An 18,822-nucleotide genomic window follows, 5' to 3' on the forward strand; every position below is an offset into this window, starting at 1 on the left:
CGCCCCCGCGGCCCGCGGGCCCATCCTCACCGAGACGAGCGCTCCGCTCCACCGCCCCCGGCCGGGCTCCGCGGGCCGCAGGAGCGCTGGAATACTGACCGGATGGAGCTCGTGGGCGTTCTCTGGGCCGACGAGGCCGTGCCGCTGGTGTCGGCGTTCGTCCACCGGCGGGCCGACGCGGCGGGCCTGCGCGCACTCGTGCTCAAGGGACCGACCGCCGCCGCCGACCGGCTCCGGCCGCCCCGCGCCTCCGGCGACGTCGACCTGCTGGTCGCCCCCGACGACCTGCCCCGGATCCTGGCCCTCCTGGCCGCCGACGGCTGGACCGAGCGGCCCTGGCCGGACGGACCGACGCTCGCGGCCAAGCACTCGCGCTCCTACCGGCACGCCGCGTGGCCGGTCGACATCGACGTGCACTGGCGGTGGCCGGGATTCCTCGTGCCGCCGCGCGACGCCTTCGAGGCGCTGTGGAGCCGGCACCGGATCGTGGAGCTGGCCGGCCGTCCGGTCGCGACCGCCAGCGTCGCCGACTCGGCACTCGTGCTGGCGCTGCACGCGCTCCGCGACGCCTGGCAGATCACCGACCCGCGCCTCACGCGGCCCTCCGACTACGACCTGCTCGTCGAGGCGGTGGCCGCCCGCGCGGAGCTGCACGCTCCGCTCCGGGCGGCTGCGGAGGAGCTCGGCGCCGTCCAGACCGCGCAGCCCTTCCTCGACGCGCTCGGCATCCGCGCGCGCGCCGGGGAGGTGCCCGCGGCCGAGCTGCGGGCGTGGCGGATCAACGCGAGCTCGCCCCACGCCTCCGCGGGGTGGGTGCAGGCCGTGCGCGCGGCCGGCTGGCGGCAGCGGCCGCTGCTCCTCGCCCGCGCCGTCTTCCCCGCTCCCCACGCCCTGCGCGCCGCCGACCCCGCCATCGGCCCGCGCCGGATCGACGTGGCGGCCGGCTGGTGGCGGCGGCTGCGCCGCGGCGCCCGCACGGCTCCGCTCGCGTGGGACCACCTCCGACGGGCGGACAGGACCTGACATGACCCGCCGACTGATCCGCGCCCCCTTCGGGCTCGGCGTGCGCTTCACCTTCGACGACACCGTCCCCGACCGCTTCGTGGCGGAGGTGGAGGAGTCGTGGAACGACGTGGACGACGACGCCGATCGCCCGGGCTCCGAGTACCGGGTGTCGCTGACCGAGCCGGTCGGGGAGCCCGGAGTGATCGCGCAGCCGACCGAGGACGCCCTCGCCGAGCACATCGGCGCCGCGCTCACCCTCGCGGCGGCCGACGCCTGCGAGGGCCGGCTGCTCAGCGTGCACGCCTCCGCGGTCGCCCTGCCCGACGGCCGGGTCGTCGCGTTCGTCGGCCGGCCCGGTGCCGGGAAGTCGACCCTCGTGAGCCTCGCCGCTCGGCGGTACGGGTACGTGACCGACGAGACGCTCGCCGTCCGCCGCGACGGGCGGGTGCTGCCGTTCCGGAAGCCCGTCGCCCTCCTCGACGGCGGCGACTGGAAGCGGCACCGCTCCCCCGCCGCGATGGGCCTGCAGCCGCTGCCGGACGCTCCGCTGCGCCTGGCCGCCCTGCTCCTGATCGCCCGCGACCCGTCCGGCCCGGCGGAGCCCCGGCTCGAGCCGATCGCCTTCGACGAGGCGCTCTCGGTGCTGCTGCCCGAGCTGAGCCACTTCGCACGGCTGCCCGCGGCGCTGCACCACCTCGCCGGGCTGCTCGATTCCGTCGGCGGGGCGCGGGTGCTCCGCTACCGCGAGGCGGAGACGGTGCTGCCCCTCCTCGAGCGGATCGGGGAGCCGTCACCGGTCGTCGCCGATGCACCCGAGGCCGATCCGGCGGCGCCCGGCCCGGGCCTGCTCGCGCGCGCCGCCGGCGTCGAGTGGGTCGAGCGCGACGGAGTGGTCAGCTGCCTCCTCGACGAGCGGGTCGAGACGCTGACCGGGATCGGCCCGGTGCTGTGGCGTGCTCTCAGAACGCCCGCGACGGTCGACGCGCTGACCGGGGCCGTCGTCGCCGAGCACGGCGCCCCGCCCGCGGGCGCCCCCCGGGCGCACGTCGAGGCCGTGCTCGACGCGATGGTCGAGCACGGCCTCGTGGTCCGCGGCGCCTGACGGCGCCGAGCGCGCGGCTAGCCCGTGCGGACGTTCGGCCCGACGGAGCCGCGGGCGATGAACAGGTCGAGCAGGTTCACGAGCCCCACCGCGCGGACGTAGAGCGCCGCGACGTCGTAGCGGCCGACGGGGAGCGCCTCGAGGGCGGCCGGCCCGGTCGGGTTGGTGGAGCGGTTCTGCGCGTTGACGTCGATCTGGATGACGTCCCGCAGGGCGGTGAAGACCGGGGTGAGGACCGCGTTCTGCAGCGTCGTGAGCAGCGGCGGGAGAGTCGCCGTCAGCAGAGTGTTCACCAGCAGGCGCACTCCGGCTCCGGCGGCCCCGGCGTTGACGAGAGGCGTCCCGTTCACGCTGATGACGTTCCCGATGCGGGTCGTCAGAGAGGTGAGGAGCGCGGCGGTGAAGTTCCCCACCGCCGTGCCCGGCACCTGCAGGGCGTTGTCGACGAAGAGGGTCGAGTTCGGCGGGAGGCCGTTGACGTAGGGCGACGTCGCCCCCTGGCCCGGCGCTCCGCCGAGCAGCGAGAAGAGATCGACCGTGATGGTCGCGGGGCTCGCCGACAGCTGCGCCTGGATCGGCTGCGTGCCGCCCGGCAGGCTTCCCGTCAGGAGCGCCGCTCCGTCGACCGTCACCGAGAGGACCCCGGGCACCGACAGGTTGACGGCGTTCGTGAGCAGAAGGGTGAGCGCGCTCGTGATCGCGCTCAGGGTGGGCGAGCTCAGCACCAGGTCCAGGCGGCCGACCTGGTAGTCGCGCTGCAGGTTGTCCGACCCGGGCACGCAGGCCGACTGGAGGGACGCGCGACCGGTCAGGGCGCCGATCCGCAGGGTCAGGTCCGTCACGTTGGTGAGCAGAGCGGCCACTCCCGCGCCGCCGGACGCCGCGAGGATCGCCCGGAGGTTCACCGTCCCGAAGTCGGGGAAGCTCCCCGCCGTCGAGTCGAGCGCCAGCTGGCCCGCGTCCGTGATCGCGCCGGAGGCGCCGCGGACGGTGCCGTTCGTGTTCGCCGACGCGTACTGGTTGAGGGTGCCGACGGTGGCGGGAGCCGCCAGCGTGAGGAGGGAGGAGAGCGTGCCGGTCAGCCCGGTCGCGTTCACGTTGATCGCGTTCAGCACCGTGGCGTTGACGCCGCCGGTCACGACGGCCGGATTGCCCTGGTCGGGAGCGATCGCCGTCACGCCCGCGACACCGGCGACGGTGTCGAGGTTCACGCCGCCGAGGAAGCCGCTGAGGAGGCGTCCGCGGGCGACCGCCTGGAAGACCGTCCCCACCGGGAAGCAGCTGATCGAGACAGCGGAGGCGGACTGCGCCAGCATCACCGCGGGCACCGACCAGACCGCTCCGGCCACGACCGTCCGCCGTGCGAAGACGCCCGCGGAATTCGCGCTCTTCTTCTCGCTCTTATCGCTGATATCGCTGGATGCGAGCGGATTAGACTCCGACATTGGCGGCCCTCCGGTGCTGTCGCTCGACGTACACCCCTTGGCGCGTCGGCGGCAAACATAGCGAGAGAGGCGTCGCGATAAGAGGCGCTGGCGGATTTCTACTCGCAGTGGCGTCGATCAGCGGAGAGGACGCGGAGAAGATGGCAGAGGACCCCCGGCTCCTTCTCTGGCGGCGCCGCCCGGACACGGCCTCCGTCGATCTGAACGGGCGCGTCCTGGTGCTCCCGCTGGACGTCTCCCCGATGGGCAGCCCCTACGCGCTGCGCGAGAGCGTGGCCGCGATTTGGCGGGCGCTCGACGACGAGCCGCAGGACTTCTCCGGCCTGGCCGACCGGCTCGCCCGCCTTCACTCCACCGATCCCGGCGCCATCGCCGACGACCTGGCGCGCGTGCTGAGCGGGCTGGAGGAGCTGCTCCTGGTCGAGAGCAGCCCGCGCGGCGAGGAGCCACGATGAGCGTCGCGAGCGTCGTCGTCCCCAGCTACGCGGGTGCGGCGCGCCTGCCCCGCCTCCTCGCCGCCCTCGCGGCTCAGACCCACCGCGACCTCGACGTGGTCGTGGTCCTCGACGGCGTCGTCGATGCCAGCGAGCGCGCCCTCGACGCCTCCCCCGTGCCCGTGCGCCGCGTCGTGCTCCCCGAGAACCGGGGGCGCTCCGCCGCGCTCACCGCCGGCTTCGACGCCGCGCGGGGCGACGTGCTGATCCGCTGCGACGACGACCTCGAGCCCGGCCCGGGCTGGGCCGCCGCGCACGTCGGGGCCCATCGGGACGCGGTCGCCGGCGTCGTCGGCCTCTGCCCCGACGTCGACCCGGGCACCGCCTACTCCCGCGCCTACGGCCGGCCCGCCGGCGAGCGCTTCCGCCGCGGCGCCTACGCGGCGGGCCCCGACGCCTCCTGGCGCTACTGGGGCGGCAACGTCTCGGTGACGCGGGCGACCTACGACCGGGTCGGCGGCTACAGCACCGACTACCGCGAGTACGGCTGGGAGGACGTCGACTGGGGCTACCGGCTGCACCGCCTGGGAGTGCCGGTGCGGATCGAGTCCGGCGCCGAGGCCCTGCACCACGGCGCCTCCGTCTCGGCGGCGGTCCGCAGCCGGCGCGCGTTCCTCTCGGGGGCGGCCCGCCGCACCTTCGAGCGGCTGCACCCCGAGCAGGTGCGGGAGGCGGTGCCCGCAGCCGGCGCGTGGGACGCAGCCGTGCGCCTCCTGGCCCGCGACGGGAGCGAGCGGCGGACGGCACTGGTCGCGGGATTCGCGGACGCCGCGCTCGGAGTGGTGCCCCGCCCGGTCGGCGAGAAGCTGGTCGCGCTCGCCGTCGAGTCCGCAGCGATCGCGGGCTACGACCGCGGCAGAGGGCGTCCCGCGCACGGGTGATGGCGGCGCGGATCGACGGATCCGCGGGCCCGGCAGCGGCGCCGACGCCGTGCGGGAGCCGATCTAGGCTCCCCCGCATGCGAGTCCTTCTGGTGGGCGGAGCGGGCTACATCGGGAGCCACACCGCCGTCGCGCTCCTCGAGAGCGGCCACGAGGTGCTGGTCGTGGACGACCTCTCGCACGCGAGCGAGCGGACCTTCGACGCGGTGGAGGAGCTGACCGGCTCAGTGGTCCCCCGCCTGATCGCCGACGCGCGCGACACGGCCGCGCTGACCCGCTTCCTCGCCGCCCACGGACCGGTCGACGCCCTGGTCCTGCTCGCCGGGCTCAAGTCGGTCGGCGACTCGGTGCGGCGGCCCCTCGAGTACTGGACGGTCAACGTCGGGCTCGCCACCGCGGCGTTCTCGGTCGCAGCGGAGGCGGGGATCCGCACCGTCGTGTTCTCGAGCTCGGCGGCCGTCTACAGCCCGGGCGGCGCGATGCCGGTCGGGGAGGACTCCCCCGCCGGGCTGAGCGCGGCGAGCCCCTACGGCGCGACCAAGCGCGTCATCGAGGAGATCCTCGGCGACGCCGCGCGCGCAGATCCCCTCCTGCGCGGGGTCAGCCTCCGCTACTTCAATCCCATCGGCGCGCACCCGTCGGGGCGGATCGGCGAGGATCCGGCCACGGCGCCGGGGAGCCTCCTGCCCGTGCTGACGCGGGCCGCGGGCGACCCCTCCCGGTGCGTCGACGTCCTCGGCGACGACTACCCGACCCCCGACGGCACGGGGCTGCGCGACTACATCCACGTCTGCGATCTCGCGGCCGGGCACGTCGCGGCGCTCGAGCGCGCGCGGCCCGGGCACCGCGTCTACAACCTCGGCACGGGCTCGCCGACGAGCGTCCTCGAGCTGATCGACGAGGTCGAGCGGGCGAGCGGGGAGACGGTCCGGTGGCGGGTCGTGGAGCGTCGGCCGGGCGACCTCGCCGCGAGCTGGGCCGACCCGGCACGCGCCGAGCGGGAGCTGGGCTGGCGGGCGGTGCGCACCGTCCGCGAGGGCGTCCGCGACCAGTGGCGGTGGCAGACCCTGCAGCGCATCGGCGTCTCCTGATCCTTCCGGCACGGCGTCACTGAAAGAGTGACTTCTTCTTCTCCGCGACTCTCCTCCATCGTTGTGATCTCCGAGGGAATAGCACCTCCGCGACGAACTCCAGACGATCCTCGCCATTCCACTCGCGGCTTATCCGGATTATCGGACTCTCCTTTCCCCGTCGTTCTGCGACGACTCGTACTCGCCTTTCGATTCCTTCTCCACGAGCCGGTTAGCTTCTACTGCACTGCTGATCGGTCACCGACGACGGATAAGCATTCGGAGCCGCTCCCGTCTCCGGATGGCCGCCCGATCCTCACCGCACGCCCGGGGGAAGGGGCCCATCATCACTGCCGTCATCGACGCGACCACCCGTTCCCGATCCGTCCCCCCGGTCGGTCCCGGCCTGATCGTGCACGAGTGGGTCGAGCGCCGCGGAGGCGCCGAGCGCGTGCTCGAGGCGATGACCGAGGCCTTCGCCGACGCCGACGTCCGCGTCCTCTGGAGCGACTGCGCCGAGGTCGTCGGCAGGCCCGTCTCGGAGTCCTGGCTGGCGCGCACGCCGCTGCGCCGCCACAAGGTCCTCGCCCTGCCGGCGATGCTGCCCACGTGGCGGCTCCCGGTCGGCGCCTCCCGCGAGTGGGTGCTGGTCAGCTCGCACCTCTTCGCCCACCACGTCCGCACCAGCGGACCGACCCGCAAGCTCGTCTACGCGCACACCCCGGCCCGCTACATCTGGGAGCCCGACCGCGACGGCCGCGGCAGCAGCCTCGCCGCCCGCACCGCGAGCCTGCTCCTCAAGCCGATCGACCGCCTCCGCGCCGCCGAGGCCTCCTCCATCGCCGTGAACAGCCTCTTCACCGGGCAGCGGGTGCGCGACGCGTGGCACCAGCCGTCGCGGGTCATCTACCCGCCCGTGAACACCGAGCTGCTCTCGACGATCACCGACTGGCGCTCCCCGCTCGACGACGACGAGCTGCGCCTCCTCGACTCGCTCGCGCGGCCGTTCATCCTGGGCGCCTCGCGGTTCGTCCCCTACAAGCGCCTCGAGAAGGTCATGGACGCCGGAGCCCGCACCGGGCTCCCGGTCGTCATCGCCGGGCACGGCCCCTGGGAGGCGCGGCTCCGCGCCTACGCCGAGGAGATCCGGGCCGACGTGACCTTCGTCATCTCGCCCTCCGACCAGCTGATCCGCGCGCTCTACGCGCAGGCGCTCGTGTACGTCTTCCCCGCGGTCGAGGACTTCGGGATCATGCCCGTCGAGGCGATGGCCTGCGGGACGCCGGTCATCGGGACCGACATCGGCGGAGTGCGCGAGAGCGTGTCCCTCGCCGGCGGGGGCGTCATCGCCGACCTCGAGGGCGATCCCGACTGGAGCGACCTGCTGCGCCGTGCGCTCGCGCTCGACGTCGACTCCTTCCGGGCTCGCACCCGGGTCTTCTCGCGCCGGCGCTTCATCGCCGAGATCCAGGACTGGGTCGCCGAGCAGACCGCCTGACGACGGCGCTCCCCGCCGCGGGAGGCCGTCCGTGCGCGCGTCACCGTGCGTGCGGACGACGCTCCCGCGGAGGGATCAGAACAGGCCGCGCGGGGGCTCGATCGAGGCGAGGACGCCGGGGGCGGCGATCACGCTGAGGCGGCCGACCTCCTCCGGGGTCAGCTCGGGCAGGCGCTGCGCGAGGTCGAGGAAGCGCTCGATCTCGGACTCCTCGAGCACGTCGGCGGCGAGCGTGCGGAACTTCGACACGTACTGCTCTCGGCTGAACGGGTGCGCGCCCAGCGGGTGCGCGTCCGCCACCGCGATCTCGTCGACGATCGTCGTGCCGTCCGTCATCAGGATCTCGACGCGGGCGCCGAACGCCTTCTCGCCCGGATCGGTGGAGTGGTAGCGGCGCGTCCACTCCGCGTCCTCCTGCGTCGTGACCCGGTGCCAGAGCGCGATGGTGTCGGCGCGGGCGGCCCGCTCGGGGGCGTAGCTGTGCACGTGGTGCCAGGCGCCGTCCTGCAGCGCCACCGTGAAGATGTACGGCACGGAGTGGTCCAGCGTCTCGCGGGACGCGGCCGGGTCGTACTTCTGCGGGTCGTTCGCGCCCGAGCCGATCACGAAGTGCGTGTGGTGCGAGGTGTGCAGGACGATCCGCTCGACGCGCTCGGGATCGGCGGCCTCGGGGTGCGTGCGGTGCAGGCGGCGGGCGAGGTCGATCAGCGCCTGCGCCTGGTACTCGGCCGAGTGCTCCTTCGTGTACGTGTCGAGGATCGCGCGCTTGGCCTCGCCGCGGTCGGGCAGCGGGACGTCGTAGCTCGCGTCGGCGCCGTCGAGCATCCAGGCGATGACGCCGTCCTCGCCCTCGTAGATCGGCGACGGGCTGGTCTCGCCGCGCATAGCCCGGTCGACCGCCTCGATCGCCATCTTCCCCGCGAAGGCCGGCGCGTACGCCTTCCAGCTCGAGATCTCGCCCTTGCGCGACTGCCGCGTGGCGGTCGTCGTGTGCAGGGCCTGCGCGACGGCCTGCTCGATCGTCGCGACGTCGAGGCCGAGCAGCGTGCCGATCCCGGCCGCGGCCGAGGGGCCGAGATGCGCGACGTGGTCGATCTTGTGCCGGTGCAGGCTGATCGCGCGCACCAGGTCGACCTGGACCTCGTAGCCGGTGACGATGCCGCGGACGAGCTGCGCCCCGCCGATGCCCGCGTGCTGGGCGACGGCGATCAGCGGAGGGATGTTGTCGCCCGGGTGCGAGTACTCGGCCGCCAGGAACGTGTCGTGGTAGTCGAGCTCGCGCACGGCGACTCCGTTGGCCCAGGCCGCCCACTCGGGCGAGACCCGGCGGGCCGGGTCGACGCCGAGGACGACCGAGCCCTGGCCGCCGATGGAGGCGGGGTGCGCGAGAGCCTGCGCGCGGGCGGCGACGACCGGGCGGCGCAGGAGCGACGCGGTGGCGACGGCGGCGTTGTCGATGACCCGGTTGACCACCATCTCGGCGACCTCGTCGTCGATCTCGACCGGATCGGCGGCGACCTCGGCGAGCGCGTGGGCGAGCTGCCCGTGTCGCGGGAGCTCCTCGTCGCTGCGGTGGACGCGGACGTGGTGTTCGTGCACGGGCGGCTCCTTCGTCTCTCCCCCAGGCTATCGCCCGCCTCCGGCCCGGGCCGCGCGGGCAGAATGGGCGGATGTCCTCCCCCACGCGCGTCGCGGCGCTCGACTGCGGCACCAACTCCCTCCGCCTGCTGATCGCCGACGTGGAGGGCGGCCGCCTCCGCGACGTCCAGCGCCGCACCGAGCTCGTGCGGCTGGGCCGCGGAGTCGACCGCACCGGCCGCTTCGACCCGGCCGCGCTCGAGCGGACCCTCGCCGTCACCCGCGAGTACGCGGCCGCCGCGCAGGAGGCCGGCGCTGAGCGCCTCCGCTTCGTCGCCACCTCGGCCACCCGCGACGCGGCCGACCGCGAGGACTTCCTCGCCGCCGTCGAGCGGATCCTCGGCGTCACCCCGGAGACGATCTCCGGCGAGGAGGAGGCGCGGCTCTCCTTCCGCGGCGCGGTCTCGGCCGTCGACTCCGCCCGGCCCGTGCTGGTCGTCGACCTCGGCGGCGGCTCGACCGAGCTCGTGCTCGGCGGAGCGGAGCCGGAGCAGGCGCACTCGATGGACGTCGGCAGCGTCCGCCTGACCGAGCGCCACCGCCGGGCCGCCGAACCGACGGAGGGCGAGCGCGCGGCGATGCGGGTGGACGTGGGCGCCGCGCTGGCCGCCTCCTCCGTCGACCTCTCGCAGGCCCGGAGCGTCGTCGGCGTCGCCGCGACCGTGCTCACGATCACCGCGCACGTCCTCCGCAGCACCGACCACGCCGCGCTCGAGACGTCCCTCCCCCTCTCCGAGGTCCTCGCCGCCTGCGAGGAGCTCGCCGCGCTGTCTCCGGAGGGGACGGCGGCCCTCCCCTGGGTGCGCCCGGGGCGCGAGGACGTGCTGGCGGCCGGCGCGCTGGTCTGGGGCGAGGTCCTCCGCGCGGTCCACGAGGCGTCGCCGGGCGTCGACCGGGTCCGCTCGACCGCGCACGACATCCTCGACGGCATCGCGCTCGGCCTCGCCTGACGCCCGCGCGGGTCAGGCGGTGAGGGCGCTCCCGGAGTCGCGCGGGAGCCGGGCGGCGGCGGCGAGCGGCACGAGGGTCAGCACCGCGAGGGCGAGGAAGGCGACGCGGTAGGGGACGAGGCCGGGCCCGATCGCGGTGCCGACGGCGAGCGCCACCGCGCCCACCGCGACTCCGAGGCCGGCCGCGATCTGCTGCGTGGTGGCGTTGAGGGTGTTGGCGCCCGACATCCCCTCCTGCGGGACCTCGGCGAACGTGACGGTGTTGTAGGCCGTGAAGCCCGCCGAGCGGGCCACTCCGCTCAGCACCAGCAGCGCCACCACGAGCGCCACCGGAGTCGCCGGCTCGAGGAACGCCATCGCCGCCATGCACGCCGCCCCGACCGCGCTCGCCGCGACCAGCACCCCGCGGAAGCCGAGGCGCCGCAGCAGCGGAGTCGTGGTCGGCTTGATCGCCAGGTTGCCGGCGAAGAGCGCCAGCACCACGGAGCCGGCCTGCACCGGGCTCCAGCCGAACGCGTCCTGGAACAGCAGCGGGAGCAGGAACGGCACCGCGTTCACGGTCGCCCGGTAGAGCGATCCGCTCGCGTTGGCGACCCGGAAGGTGCGGAAGCGGAAGGCGTCGAGCCGCACGAGCGGATGCTCGGCGCGGCGCAGGTGCCGCACGGCGAGCGCCGTCACGACCGCGCCGACGAGCAGCGGCGCCACCGCCCGCCCGTCCAGCTCGGAGCCGGTGAGGAGCCCCGCGGCTCCGACCAGCGCGCCCAGCCCGACCGCGACGAGCACCAGCCCCGTGACGTCGAGCGGGGGCGGCGCGCTCTCGGCGGTGGCGGGGACGATCCGGCGCGCGATCGCGAACGCGACGACCCCGAGAGGCAGGTTGATCAGGAAGATCCAGTGCCAGGAGGCGACGGTCGTGAGCAGGCCGCCGAGGAACGGCGCGATCACCGGGGCGACCAGTCCCGGCCAGACCAGGATCGCGATGGCCTGGATGATCCCCTCCCGCGGGGTCGCCCGCAGCACCGCGAGCCGGCCGACCGGCACCATCAGCGCGCCGCCGACGCCCTGCAGGACCCGGGCGCCGACCAGAAGCGGCAGCGTGGGGCTGAGCGCGCAGAGCAGGGAGGCGAGGGTGAAGACGGCGATCGCGCTGGTGAAGACGCGGCGCACGCCGAAGCGCTCGCTGAGCCAGCCCGAGGCCGGGATGAGGACGGCGACGGTGAGGAGGAACGCGGTGACGGTGATCGAGACCGCGGCGGAGTCGACGCCCAGGTCGGCGGCGATCGCGGGCGCGGCGGTCGTCACGATCGTGGCGTCGAGGTTCTCCATGAAGAAGCAGCCGGCGACGAGCAGCGCGAGGGAGCGGTGGCGGGGGTCCGTGCTGTCCTCCTCGGCGTGGGGCTGTCGGCGGCGAGCGTAGCGCGGCGACGGCGCGGCCGCCGGGCGGGTACCGTCGCAGCATGAGCGCTGCAGCCGAGACCAGGACGATCCAACTCCGACGCTACGAGCTGATGGACGGGGTGATGGACGACTTCCTCGCCTGGTTCCCCGAGCGGATCGTGCCGGCGCGCGAGGCCCACGGCTTCCGGATCGAGTTCGCCTACGCCGACCGCGAGGTGAACGAGTTCGTCTGGGCGGTCAGCACGGCCGGCGACGCCGACGCGTTCGCCGAGGTCGAGCGGGCGTACCTGGCCTCGCCCGAGCGCGACGCCGCCTTCGCGGGCGAGCCGAAGCGCGTCGCGGTGCAGCACGTGCGGCTGGTCGAGCGGATCGTCTGACCCGGGCGGCGTCCGAGCCGAGCGGCGTCGGACCCGGGCGCCGTCGTCTCCGGGGCGCCGCCGACTCCGGGCGCCGTCGGGTCCGGGCCCGTCAGCTCCGGGCGCGCCGCACGGCCGCGAGGACGCCGCGGACCACGAGCGTTCCGACCGCGATCGACCCGATCGCTCCGGTCAGGCGCGCCCAGACGTGCTTCGGCCGGTCGATCCCGGCGCGGTCGGCGGGCGAGGGGAGCGAGGCGGGCGCGAGCGTGCGGCCCGCGGCTCCCGCCTCGGCCATGTGGGCGAGCCGGCGCACGGCCTCGCGGTTGCGGATCCAGAGGAACGAGTGCATCAGCGGCTTCGGGACGAGCGTGCCCGGGCCCTTCACGGGCGCCTCGTGCATCCGCACCTTCGCGCCGCGCGCGTGCGGCTCGACCTCGACGCGCACCCGGGCCTCGCCGAGCGGCCAGCCGGCGGCCTGGATGACCATCCGGCGCGGCGGGTCCCACTCGAGGACCGTGGTGCGGTCGTCGATCACGAGCGGCCAGAGGCCGAAGGAGTGGTGCAGCTGCGAGCCCACGTGCGGGAAGTCGGCGTCGACCTTCCGCATCCGCGACGCGCCGACGACCCAGCTCGGGAACAGCCAGCCGGAGGCGAGCACCGCGAAGACGGACTCGGGCGGGCAGTGGACGACGCGGGTGGTGCGGGACATCGCGGGCTCCTTCGAGTGGTGGTGGGGCGCGTGGCGGCGCCGTCCCTCAGCCTGGCAGGCCGGGGGCGGCGACGGGCGCAGCGCAACAGCGGCGGCTCAGGCCGGGCGCGCCTCCGGCGACAGGTCGGGCGACTCGCGCACCCCGAACTCGTGCCGCAGCGCGCTGCGGGCGGCGTGCCAGCCGGCCATGCCGTGCACGCCCGGCCCGGGCGGGGTGGACGAGGAGCAGAGGTAGAGCCCCTTCGCGGGCGTCCGCCACGGGTCGGTCGTGGGGACCGGGCGCGAGAGCAGCTGCGCGACGCTCGCGGCGCCGGCGGCGATGTCGCCGCCCAGGTAGTTCGGGTTGTAGGCCTGCATGTCGCGGGCGGTCATCGAGGAGGCGCCGATCACGCGGTCGCGGAACCCGGGGGCGAAGCGCTCGATCTGGGCGGTGATCGCCTCCTGCTGGTCGGCGGGCGAGTACCGGGGGACGTGCGTGTACGCCCAGAGGACGTGCTTGCCCTCGGGCGCCCGGGTCGGATCGACGATCGAGGGCTGCGCCACCAGCACGTAGGGGCTGCGGCTGTGCCGGCCGCGCTTCACGTCGCGCTCGGCGGCCGCGATCTCGGCGCGGCTGCCTCCCACGTGCAACGTGCCTGCGCCGGCGAGCTCCGGGTTCGTCCACGGCACCGGCCCGTCGAGGGCGAAGTCGACCTTGGCCACGCCGTTGCCGTAGCGGAAGCGCTGGAGGGCCGCGGCGTACGCCGGGGGCAGCCGGTCCCCCGCCATCGCGAGCAGCGCCGTCGGCGTGCCGTCGACGAGCACGGCGCGGGCCGGGGGCAGCTCGGAGAGCGAGGTCACCTCGACGCCGGTCTCGATGGTGCCGCCGTGCGCCCGGAGGTCGTCGGCGAGCGCGTCGACGATCGACTGGCTGCCTCCGATCGGCACCGGCCAGCCGCGCGCGTGGGCGTAGGCGCCGAGCGCCAGGGCGGCCGCGGCCGTCGACGGGCTCGGCATCGGGCGGATCGAGTGCGCGGCGACCCCGGAGAACATCGCCGGGGCGACGTCCTCGCGGAAGCGCAGATTCCACACCGGGGTGCCCTGCTCGAGCACCCGCAGTCCGAAGCGGATCAGCACGCTCGGGTCCGTCGGGATCCGCAGCAGCGCGTCGTTGGTGAAGCCCGCGACGCGGTCGGCCCGCTCGGAGAGAGGTCCCATCAGGGCGCGCCACGCCGCTCCGTCGCGCCCCAGCGCCTCGACCGTGCGGTCGAGGTCGCGGTAGGCGATGCCCGCGCGGCCGCCGTCGAGAGGATGCGCGTACGAGATCTCGGGGACGACCAGCTCGATGCGCCGGTCGAGCCCGAAGGCGCGGAAGAAGCCGGACGCGAGCGCCATCGGGTGCACCGCCGAGCAGACGTCGTGGTGGAAGCCGGGCAGCGTCAGCTCCGCCGTGCGCGCGCCGCCGCCGATCGTCTCGTTGCGCTCGAGCACGGTGACCGAGAGCCCGGCCCGCGCGAGCGTGACCGCGGCGGCGAGGCCGTTGGGCCCCGCCCCGATGACGACGGCGTCGACCACGGTCACTTCCTCCGCAGGGCCGAGACGACGCCCGCGGCGCCGGCGGCGAGGGCCGCGGCGGCCCCCGCGTAGCTCAGGGCGCGGTGGCGGATCATCCAGATCTGGGGCGTCATGGTGTGCGCGCGGTCGCTGAAGAGGCCGCGGGCGCCGTGATCGCCGGGGACCGGCTCGTAGACGTTGTTCGGCAGCATCGGCTCCGTCTTGTCGGGGGCCTGCTGACCGTCGAAGGCGCTGCGGGCGAGGTACCAGTCCATGAAGCGCCCGGCGAAGCGGTCGCCGAGGATGGTGCCCGCGGTCGGCTCGCCGACCCAGGTGCGGCGGCGCGGCTTGTCGGCCACGTCGGCGATCGCGATCGCGCCCACCTCGGGCTCGTAGATCGGCGGCACGGGCTGCGGGTGGTGCGGCAGCTGCGACTTCACCCAGTTGAACTGGATGGTGTTGAGCGCCGGCATGTCGACCTCGGACAGGCGCACGCGGCTCTTCGCGTGCAGCAGCTCCGCGGTGACGGCCTCGGTGAAGCCTCGGGCGCCGAACTTGGAGGCGCAGTAAGCGGCCTGCAGCGGGATGCCCCGGTGCGCGAGGGCGGAGCCGACCTGGATGACGTGCCCGCGGTCGCGCGGGGTCATCCGGGAGAGGGCTGCGCGGGTGCCGTTGACGAAGCCGAAGAAGTTGACGCCCACGGCGCGCTCGAAGTCGGCGGGCTCGGTCGACAGGAACTCGCCGAAGACGCCGACCATCGCGTCGTTGACCCACAGCTCGATCGGGCCGAGCTCGGCCTCGACCCGGTCGGCCGCCGACTCGACGGCCTCGCGGTCGGCCACGTCGGTCGGGATGCCCAGCCCGCGCCGGCCCTTCTGCTCGATCTCGGCCACCGTGGCTGCCAGTCCGTCCTCGCCGCGCGCCAGCACGGCGACGTCCCAGCCGCGCGAGGCGAGCTCGCGGACCGTGGCGCGTCCGAGCCCGGCCGTGCCGCCCGTGACGACGGCGACTCCGCGGCTCATGCGCGGGCCTCGCGGGAGGAGGTCTCGAGGCGGGGGTGCTGCGTCATGGTGCGGGCTCCTTCGTGAGGGCGCGGTGTGCGTCGGGAGTCCCACGCTAGGCGGGAGCGGCGGCGCGGCGCGCGGGGTTGCGCCCGATCGGTGGAGAGCTCGGTGGATCCGCGCCCGGGGAGGAGAATCGCTCCCGACAGCTCCCGGCTCTCCTCCAGAGACCGCCGCCAGACTGACCCCCGCCCGAGCACCCTCCGACCGGATCGACGCATGACCTCTCTCCTCGACCTGAGCCTCGTCTCCGGCCCCCTCGTCGTCGCCGTCTACGTGCTCGCGATCGGAGCGCTCCTATTCCTGCTCGCCGCCCACGTCCGCGCTCCCCGCCGCGGGCGCTCCCGACGCGGCGGGATCGCCGTCGCGGTCCTCCTCCTGGGCCTGATCGGCGGCGCCGCCCTGGCCGCCCTCGTCGACGGACCCGACGGCCCGTTCGGCGTCGACTTCACGCCGGTCACCCGGGTCGCGATCGGCCTCGGGATCGGCGGGCTGGGCGTCGCCCTGGTCGTCCTCGGGCACGCGATCGCCCGCCGCCGCGCGCGGGGGGTTCTCGCATCGCTCGCGGCCGGAGTGCTCGTCGTCGCGGCGGCCGCGATGACCGTCAACATCGACTTCGGCCAGTACCCCACGGTGCGCAGCGCGCTCGGGATCAGCGCGTACTCCGACTCCTCCGTGCCGGTCGCCGCCGCGGACGGACCGCACTCGGACCTCGCGACCTGGACGGCCCCGGCCGGGATGCCCGCCGTCGGCTCGGTCTCGACGGTCGCCATCCCCGCCACCGCGTCGGGCTTCCCGGCCCGCGACGCCGTGGTCTACCTCCCGCCCGCGGCCCTCACCGCGACCCCGCCGCTGCTGCCGGTGATGATCATGCTCTCGGGGCAGCCGGGGTCGCCCTCCGATCCCCTCTCGACCGAGAAGTTCCAGCAGACCCTCGACGCCTACGCCGCCGCGCACGCCGGCCTCGCGCCGATCGTCGTGTCGCCCGACCAGCTGGGCGATCCGGACAGGAACCCGATGTGCGTCGACTCACCGCTCGGGAAGTCGGCCACCTACCTCACCGTCGACGTCCCGAACTGGATCCGCGCCAACCTGCCGGTGCTCGGCGACGCGCAGCACTGGGCGATCGGCGGCCTCTCGCAGGGCGGGACCTGCTCGATCCAGCTCGGCGCCGGCCACCCGTCGCTCTTCGGCAACATCGTCGACGCCTCGGGCGAGCTCGCGCCGACCCTCGGCAGCGAGGCGGCGACGGTCGCGCAGGGGTTCGGCGGCGACCAGGCCGCCTACGAGGCCGCGAAGCCGGTGAACGTCCTCGCGGCGAACGCCCCCTACACCGGCACCGTCGCGATCTTCGGAGTCGGCGCCGAGGACACCTCGTTCCTCCCCGGGGCGAAGACCGTCTACGCCGCGGCCGTCGCCGCCGGCATGAGCGCCACCTACCTCGAGGTGCCGGACAGCGCCCACGACGTCACGGCGTGGTCGGCGACCTTCGACAAGGGCCTCGAGATCCTCGCCGACCGCTGGAAGCTCGTCCCCGCCTCCTGAACGGCTCCGCGCCTCAGGCGCTCTCGACCAGCCGGACCGCCGCCTCGATCCCGCCGCTCCACGGCGCCCCGTGTCCCGGGACCACCCAGCGCGCCCCGGTGGGCAGGAGCACCCGGAGCGACGCGAGCGCCTGCTCCGGCTCGTCGGTGAACGGCGCGGGCTGCGGACCCGTGCGGCCGGTGAGCACGTGGCGGGTGGTCAGCCCGTCGCCGACGAAGACCGCGTCGGCCAGCGGCACGTGCACGGCGATGCTCCCCGGGGAGTGGCCCGGGAGCGCGATCACGCGGGGAGCGCCCGGCAGGTCGAGCGTCTGCCCGTCGTGCACCTCGACGACCTCGGTGAGCGGCGGGACCGTCGCGATGCCCTTCCGCAGCGCGTAGGCCGCGAAGCCGAGGAGCGGCAGGACGCGCAGCCGCGGTGTCGCGGTCCTCGGCTTCGCCCCGCCCTTCGCCCGCTCGGCGTCGGCGGCGTGCACGTGGACCGGCACGCCGTGATCGCGGCGCAGGCGCTCGGCGAAGCCCACGTGGTCGGAGTCGCCGTGGGTCAGCACGACGCCGCGCACGTCGTCGAGGGTGCGGCCCATCGCGCGCAGCTCGGCCAGGAGCTCCGGCCAGAGACCGGCCGGCCGCGTTCCTCCTCGTGACGGCCCCCGCTCCCGGCATGCCCGTCGCCGCCCAGGAGTACCGCGACGCGGCGAGCGCCCGCCTGCTGGACCTCACCGCGCAGCTGGCGGGCGAGGAGGACGCCCTCGAGGCGGCGCGCACGCTGACCGCCTGGGCGACGGGGTTAATCGGGATGGAGATCACCGGCGCCTTCACCCTCGGCGGCGATGTGGAGAGCGCCTGGCGCTTCGGGCTGGGGCGGATCGTCTCCGCGCTCGCTCCGGCCGCGTCGCGCTGAGCGCCGCCGCTCAGGCCCGGCGGAGCGCCGCCTCGTCCTCGAGGAACCGCGGACGGCACGCGACGATCCCGCTGACCAGCAGCACCGCCACTCCGGCGAACAGCAGCGCGTACGCGCCGCCCCAGTCCCCCTGCGCCTCGTAGAGCACGCCGATCAGCAGCGGACCGAGGCAGGCGAGCCCGTAGCCGAGCCCCTGCGCGGCGCCGGAGAGGGTCGAGGAGCCGGTGGTCGTCCGCGTCCGCGCGTTCACGAGCGTCAGCGTCATCGGGAACGTGCTGACGCCGAGCCCGAGGCAGACCACCCACGCCACGGCTCCCTCCAGCGGAGAGACGACGAGGCCGGCGTATCCGACGGCGAGCAGCGCGCAGCACACCACCACGACCACGACCGGGTTGCGCATCCCCAGCGTCAGCGGCGGCACCACGAAGGCGGCGGCGAGGCCGAACACCGAGAACAGCGCCAGCAGCGCACCGCCCTGCGCCGGATCCGCGCCCGCGTCGACGAGGATCGTCGGCAGCCAGGTGATGATCCCGTAGGTGTGCAGACCGGTCATCCCGAGCATCAGCACCATCGCCCAGAGCAGCGGCGTGCGCCAGGCCCCGTCCACACGGCCGCCGGCGGCGGCCGGAGCCGCCCCGCCTCCTCCGCGGGCCGCGAGCGCCGCCCAGAGCAGGCAGGCCGCGGCCGTCATCACGGCCCAGATCCCGATCGCCCAGCGCCACCCCGCCGTCGAGGCCAGCGGCACCGCGACCAGCGGAGCGACGAACTGGCCCACCTGCAGCAGCGCCAGGTAGAGCGAGCTGACCGTCTTGATCCGCTCGGCGAAGTACCGCTTCACGATCGGCACGATGAGCACGTTCGTGGTGCCCACGCCCGCGAAGGCGACGACGGTCGAGAGCACCAGAGCGACCGGGCTCGGGCTCAGCGCGCGGAGGGCGATGCCCAGCGTGGTCACCAGCGTCGCGATCGCGAGCGTGCGCTCCAGGCCGATCCGGCGCGAGACGGCCGCGGCGACGAAGCCGAAGACGGCGAAGGAGGCGGTGACGATCGTCCCCAGCGCCCCGTAGAGCGAGGGCCCGAAGCCGAGATCGGTGCCGATCGTGTCGAGCAGCGGGCTGAAGCCGGTGACGGCGGTGCGGAGGTTCAGCGCGGTGATCGCGATGGCGGCGAGGGCCAGGAGGGCGGTGGCGCGGAGCGTCGGTGCTGCGGTCATGGAGTCCCCGAGAGATAGGAT

General features: G+C 74.9%; 18 protein-coding genes. 10 read left to right on the forward strand and 8 right to left on the reverse strand.

All coding sequences use genetic code 11. The features are described from left to right. Nucleotides 1–102 precede the first annotated feature (102 nt). Nucleotides 103–1,023: a nucleotidyltransferase family protein gene (locus C5D09_RS13695; protein ID WP_104269533.1), complete on the forward strand. Its 921-nt coding sequence runs from the start codon at nt 103–105 to the stop codon at nt 1,021–1,023. Nucleotide 1,024: 1 nt separating this feature from the next. Next, nucleotides 1,025–2,107: a PqqD family protein gene (locus C5D09_RS13700; RefSeq protein WP_104269534.1), complete on the forward strand. Its 1,083-nt coding sequence runs from the start codon at nt 1,025–1,027 to the stop codon at nt 2,105–2,107. A 17-nt stretch (nt 2,108–2,124) separates the two neighbouring features. Here C5D09_RS13700 and C5D09_RS13705 read toward each other — a convergent pair whose 3' ends face one another. Next, the gene (locus C5D09_RS13705; RefSeq protein WP_146085640.1) at nt 2,125–3,552 is read right to left on the reverse strand and encodes a choice-of-anchor G family protein; all 1,428 of its coding nucleotides are present in this window, start codon (nt 3,550–3,552) and stop codon (nt 2,125–2,127) included. A 140-nt stretch (nt 3,553–3,692) separates the two neighbouring features. Here C5D09_RS13705 and C5D09_RS13710 point away from each other — a divergent pair, with 140 nt between their 5' ends. From C5D09_RS13710 to C5D09_RS13725, 4 genes are all read left to right on the forward strand, one after another. Next, nucleotides 3,693–4,007: a PqqD family peptide modification chaperone gene (locus C5D09_RS13710; RefSeq protein ID WP_146085641.1), complete on the forward strand. Its 315-nt coding sequence runs from the start codon at nt 3,693–3,695 to the stop codon at nt 4,005–4,007. Then, nucleotides 4,004–4,927: a glycosyltransferase family 2 protein gene (locus C5D09_RS13715; protein WP_104269537.1), complete on the forward strand. Its 924-nt coding sequence runs from the start codon at nt 4,004–4,006 to the stop codon at nt 4,925–4,927. Before C5D09_RS13710 ends, C5D09_RS13715 begins: the two co-directional genes overlap by 4 nt. 77 nt (nt 4,928–5,004) lie before the next feature. Then, complete coding sequence (galE, locus tag C5D09_RS13720; RefSeq protein WP_104269538.1) at nt 5,005–6,018, forward strand: UDP-glucose 4-epimerase GalE; 1,014 nt, start codon at nt 5,005–5,007, stop codon at nt 6,016–6,018. A 280-nt stretch (nt 6,019–6,298) separates the two neighbouring features. Continuing rightward, on the forward strand, nt 6,299–7,495 hold the full coding sequence (locus tag C5D09_RS13725; RefSeq protein WP_104269539.1) for a glycosyltransferase: 1,197 nt from the start codon (nt 6,299–6,301) through the stop codon (nt 7,493–7,495). Nucleotides 7,496–7,570: 75 nt separating this feature from the next. Here C5D09_RS13725 and C5D09_RS13730 read toward each other — a convergent pair whose 3' ends face one another. Beyond that, on the reverse strand, nt 7,571–9,094 hold the full coding sequence (locus C5D09_RS13730) for an MmgE/PrpD family protein (protein WP_104251037.1): 1,524 nt from the start codon (nt 9,092–9,094) through the stop codon (nt 7,571–7,573). Nucleotides 9,095–9,165: 71 nt separating this feature from the next. On the opposite strand from C5D09_RS13730, the gene C5D09_RS13735 reads away from it, so the two are divergent. Then, nucleotides 9,166–10,083 carry an exopolyphosphatase gene (locus tag C5D09_RS13735; RefSeq protein WP_104269540.1) on the forward strand — a complete coding sequence of 306 codons (918 nt, stop codon included), beginning with the start codon at nt 9,166–9,168 and terminating at the stop codon, nt 10,081–10,083. Between the two features lie 12 nt (nt 10,084–10,095). Here C5D09_RS13735 and C5D09_RS13740 read toward each other — a convergent pair whose 3' ends face one another. Further along, a complete protein-coding gene (locus C5D09_RS13740; protein ID WP_104269541.1) occupies nt 10,096–11,409 on the reverse strand; it encodes an MFS transporter in 1,314 nt (437 codons plus the stop codon). A 131-nt stretch (nt 11,410–11,540) separates the two neighbouring features. Here C5D09_RS13740 and C5D09_RS13745 point away from each other — a divergent pair, with 131 nt between their 5' ends. Further along, nucleotides 11,541–11,858, forward strand: a complete 318-nt coding sequence (locus tag C5D09_RS13745) for an NIPSNAP family protein (protein WP_104224531.1) — start codon at nt 11,541–11,543, stop codon at nt 11,856–11,858. 91 nt (nt 11,859–11,949) lie between these two features. Here C5D09_RS13745 and C5D09_RS13750 read toward each other — a convergent pair whose 3' ends face one another. The 3 genes from C5D09_RS13750 to C5D09_RS13760 form a co-directional block, all read right to left on the reverse strand. Beyond that, nucleotides 11,950–12,549: an SRPBCC domain-containing protein gene (locus tag C5D09_RS13750; RefSeq protein WP_104233566.1), complete on the reverse strand. Its 600-nt coding sequence runs from the start codon at nt 12,547–12,549 to the stop codon at nt 11,950–11,952. Nucleotides 12,550–12,645: 96 nt separating this feature from the next. Further along, nucleotides 12,646–14,103: a phytoene desaturase family protein gene (locus tag C5D09_RS13755; RefSeq protein ID WP_374953736.1), complete on the reverse strand. Its 1,458-nt coding sequence runs from the start codon at nt 14,101–14,103 to the stop codon at nt 12,646–12,648. A 2-nt stretch (nt 14,104–14,105) separates the two neighbouring features. Continuing rightward, nucleotides 14,106–15,104 (reverse strand): SDR family oxidoreductase, encoded by a 999-nt coding sequence (locus C5D09_RS13760; protein WP_104233564.1) that lies wholly within the window; start codon nt 15,102–15,104, stop codon nt 14,106–14,108. Nucleotides 15,105–15,362: 258 nt separating this feature from the next. Here C5D09_RS13760 and C5D09_RS13765 point away from each other — a divergent pair, with 258 nt between their 5' ends. Then, nucleotides 15,363–16,688, forward strand: a complete 1,326-nt coding sequence (locus C5D09_RS13765) for an esterase family protein (protein WP_104269542.1) — start codon at nt 15,363–15,365, stop codon at nt 16,686–16,688. A gap of 13 nt (nt 16,689–16,701) precedes the next feature. On the opposite strand, the gene C5D09_RS13770 is transcribed toward C5D09_RS13765, so the two are convergent. Further along, nucleotides 16,702–17,289, reverse strand: a complete 588-nt coding sequence (locus tag C5D09_RS13770; protein WP_258067013.1) for an MBL fold metallo-hydrolase — start codon at nt 17,287–17,289, stop codon at nt 16,702–16,704. 59 nt (nt 17,290–17,348) lie between these two features. On the opposite strand from C5D09_RS13770, the gene C5D09_RS13775 reads away from it, so the two are divergent. Continuing rightward, nucleotides 17,349–17,588, forward strand: a complete 240-nt coding sequence (locus C5D09_RS13775; RefSeq protein ID WP_104269544.1) for a TetR-like C-terminal domain-containing protein — start codon at nt 17,349–17,351, stop codon at nt 17,586–17,588. A 10-nt stretch (nt 17,589–17,598) separates the two neighbouring features. On the opposite strand, the gene C5D09_RS13780 is transcribed toward C5D09_RS13775, so the two are convergent. Continuing rightward, entirely contained in the window at nt 17,599–18,801 is a 1,203-nt protein-coding gene (locus C5D09_RS13780) for an MFS transporter (protein ID WP_104269545.1), read from the reverse strand. Between the last annotated feature and the right edge of the window lie 21 nt (nt 18,802–18,822).

Origin of the sequence: Rathayibacter sp. AY1C9 (assembly GCF_002932315.1) — a bacterium.
In the GTDB taxonomy this organism is placed as follows: Bacteria; Actinomycetota; Actinomycetes; order Actinomycetales; family Microbacteriaceae; genus Rathayibacter.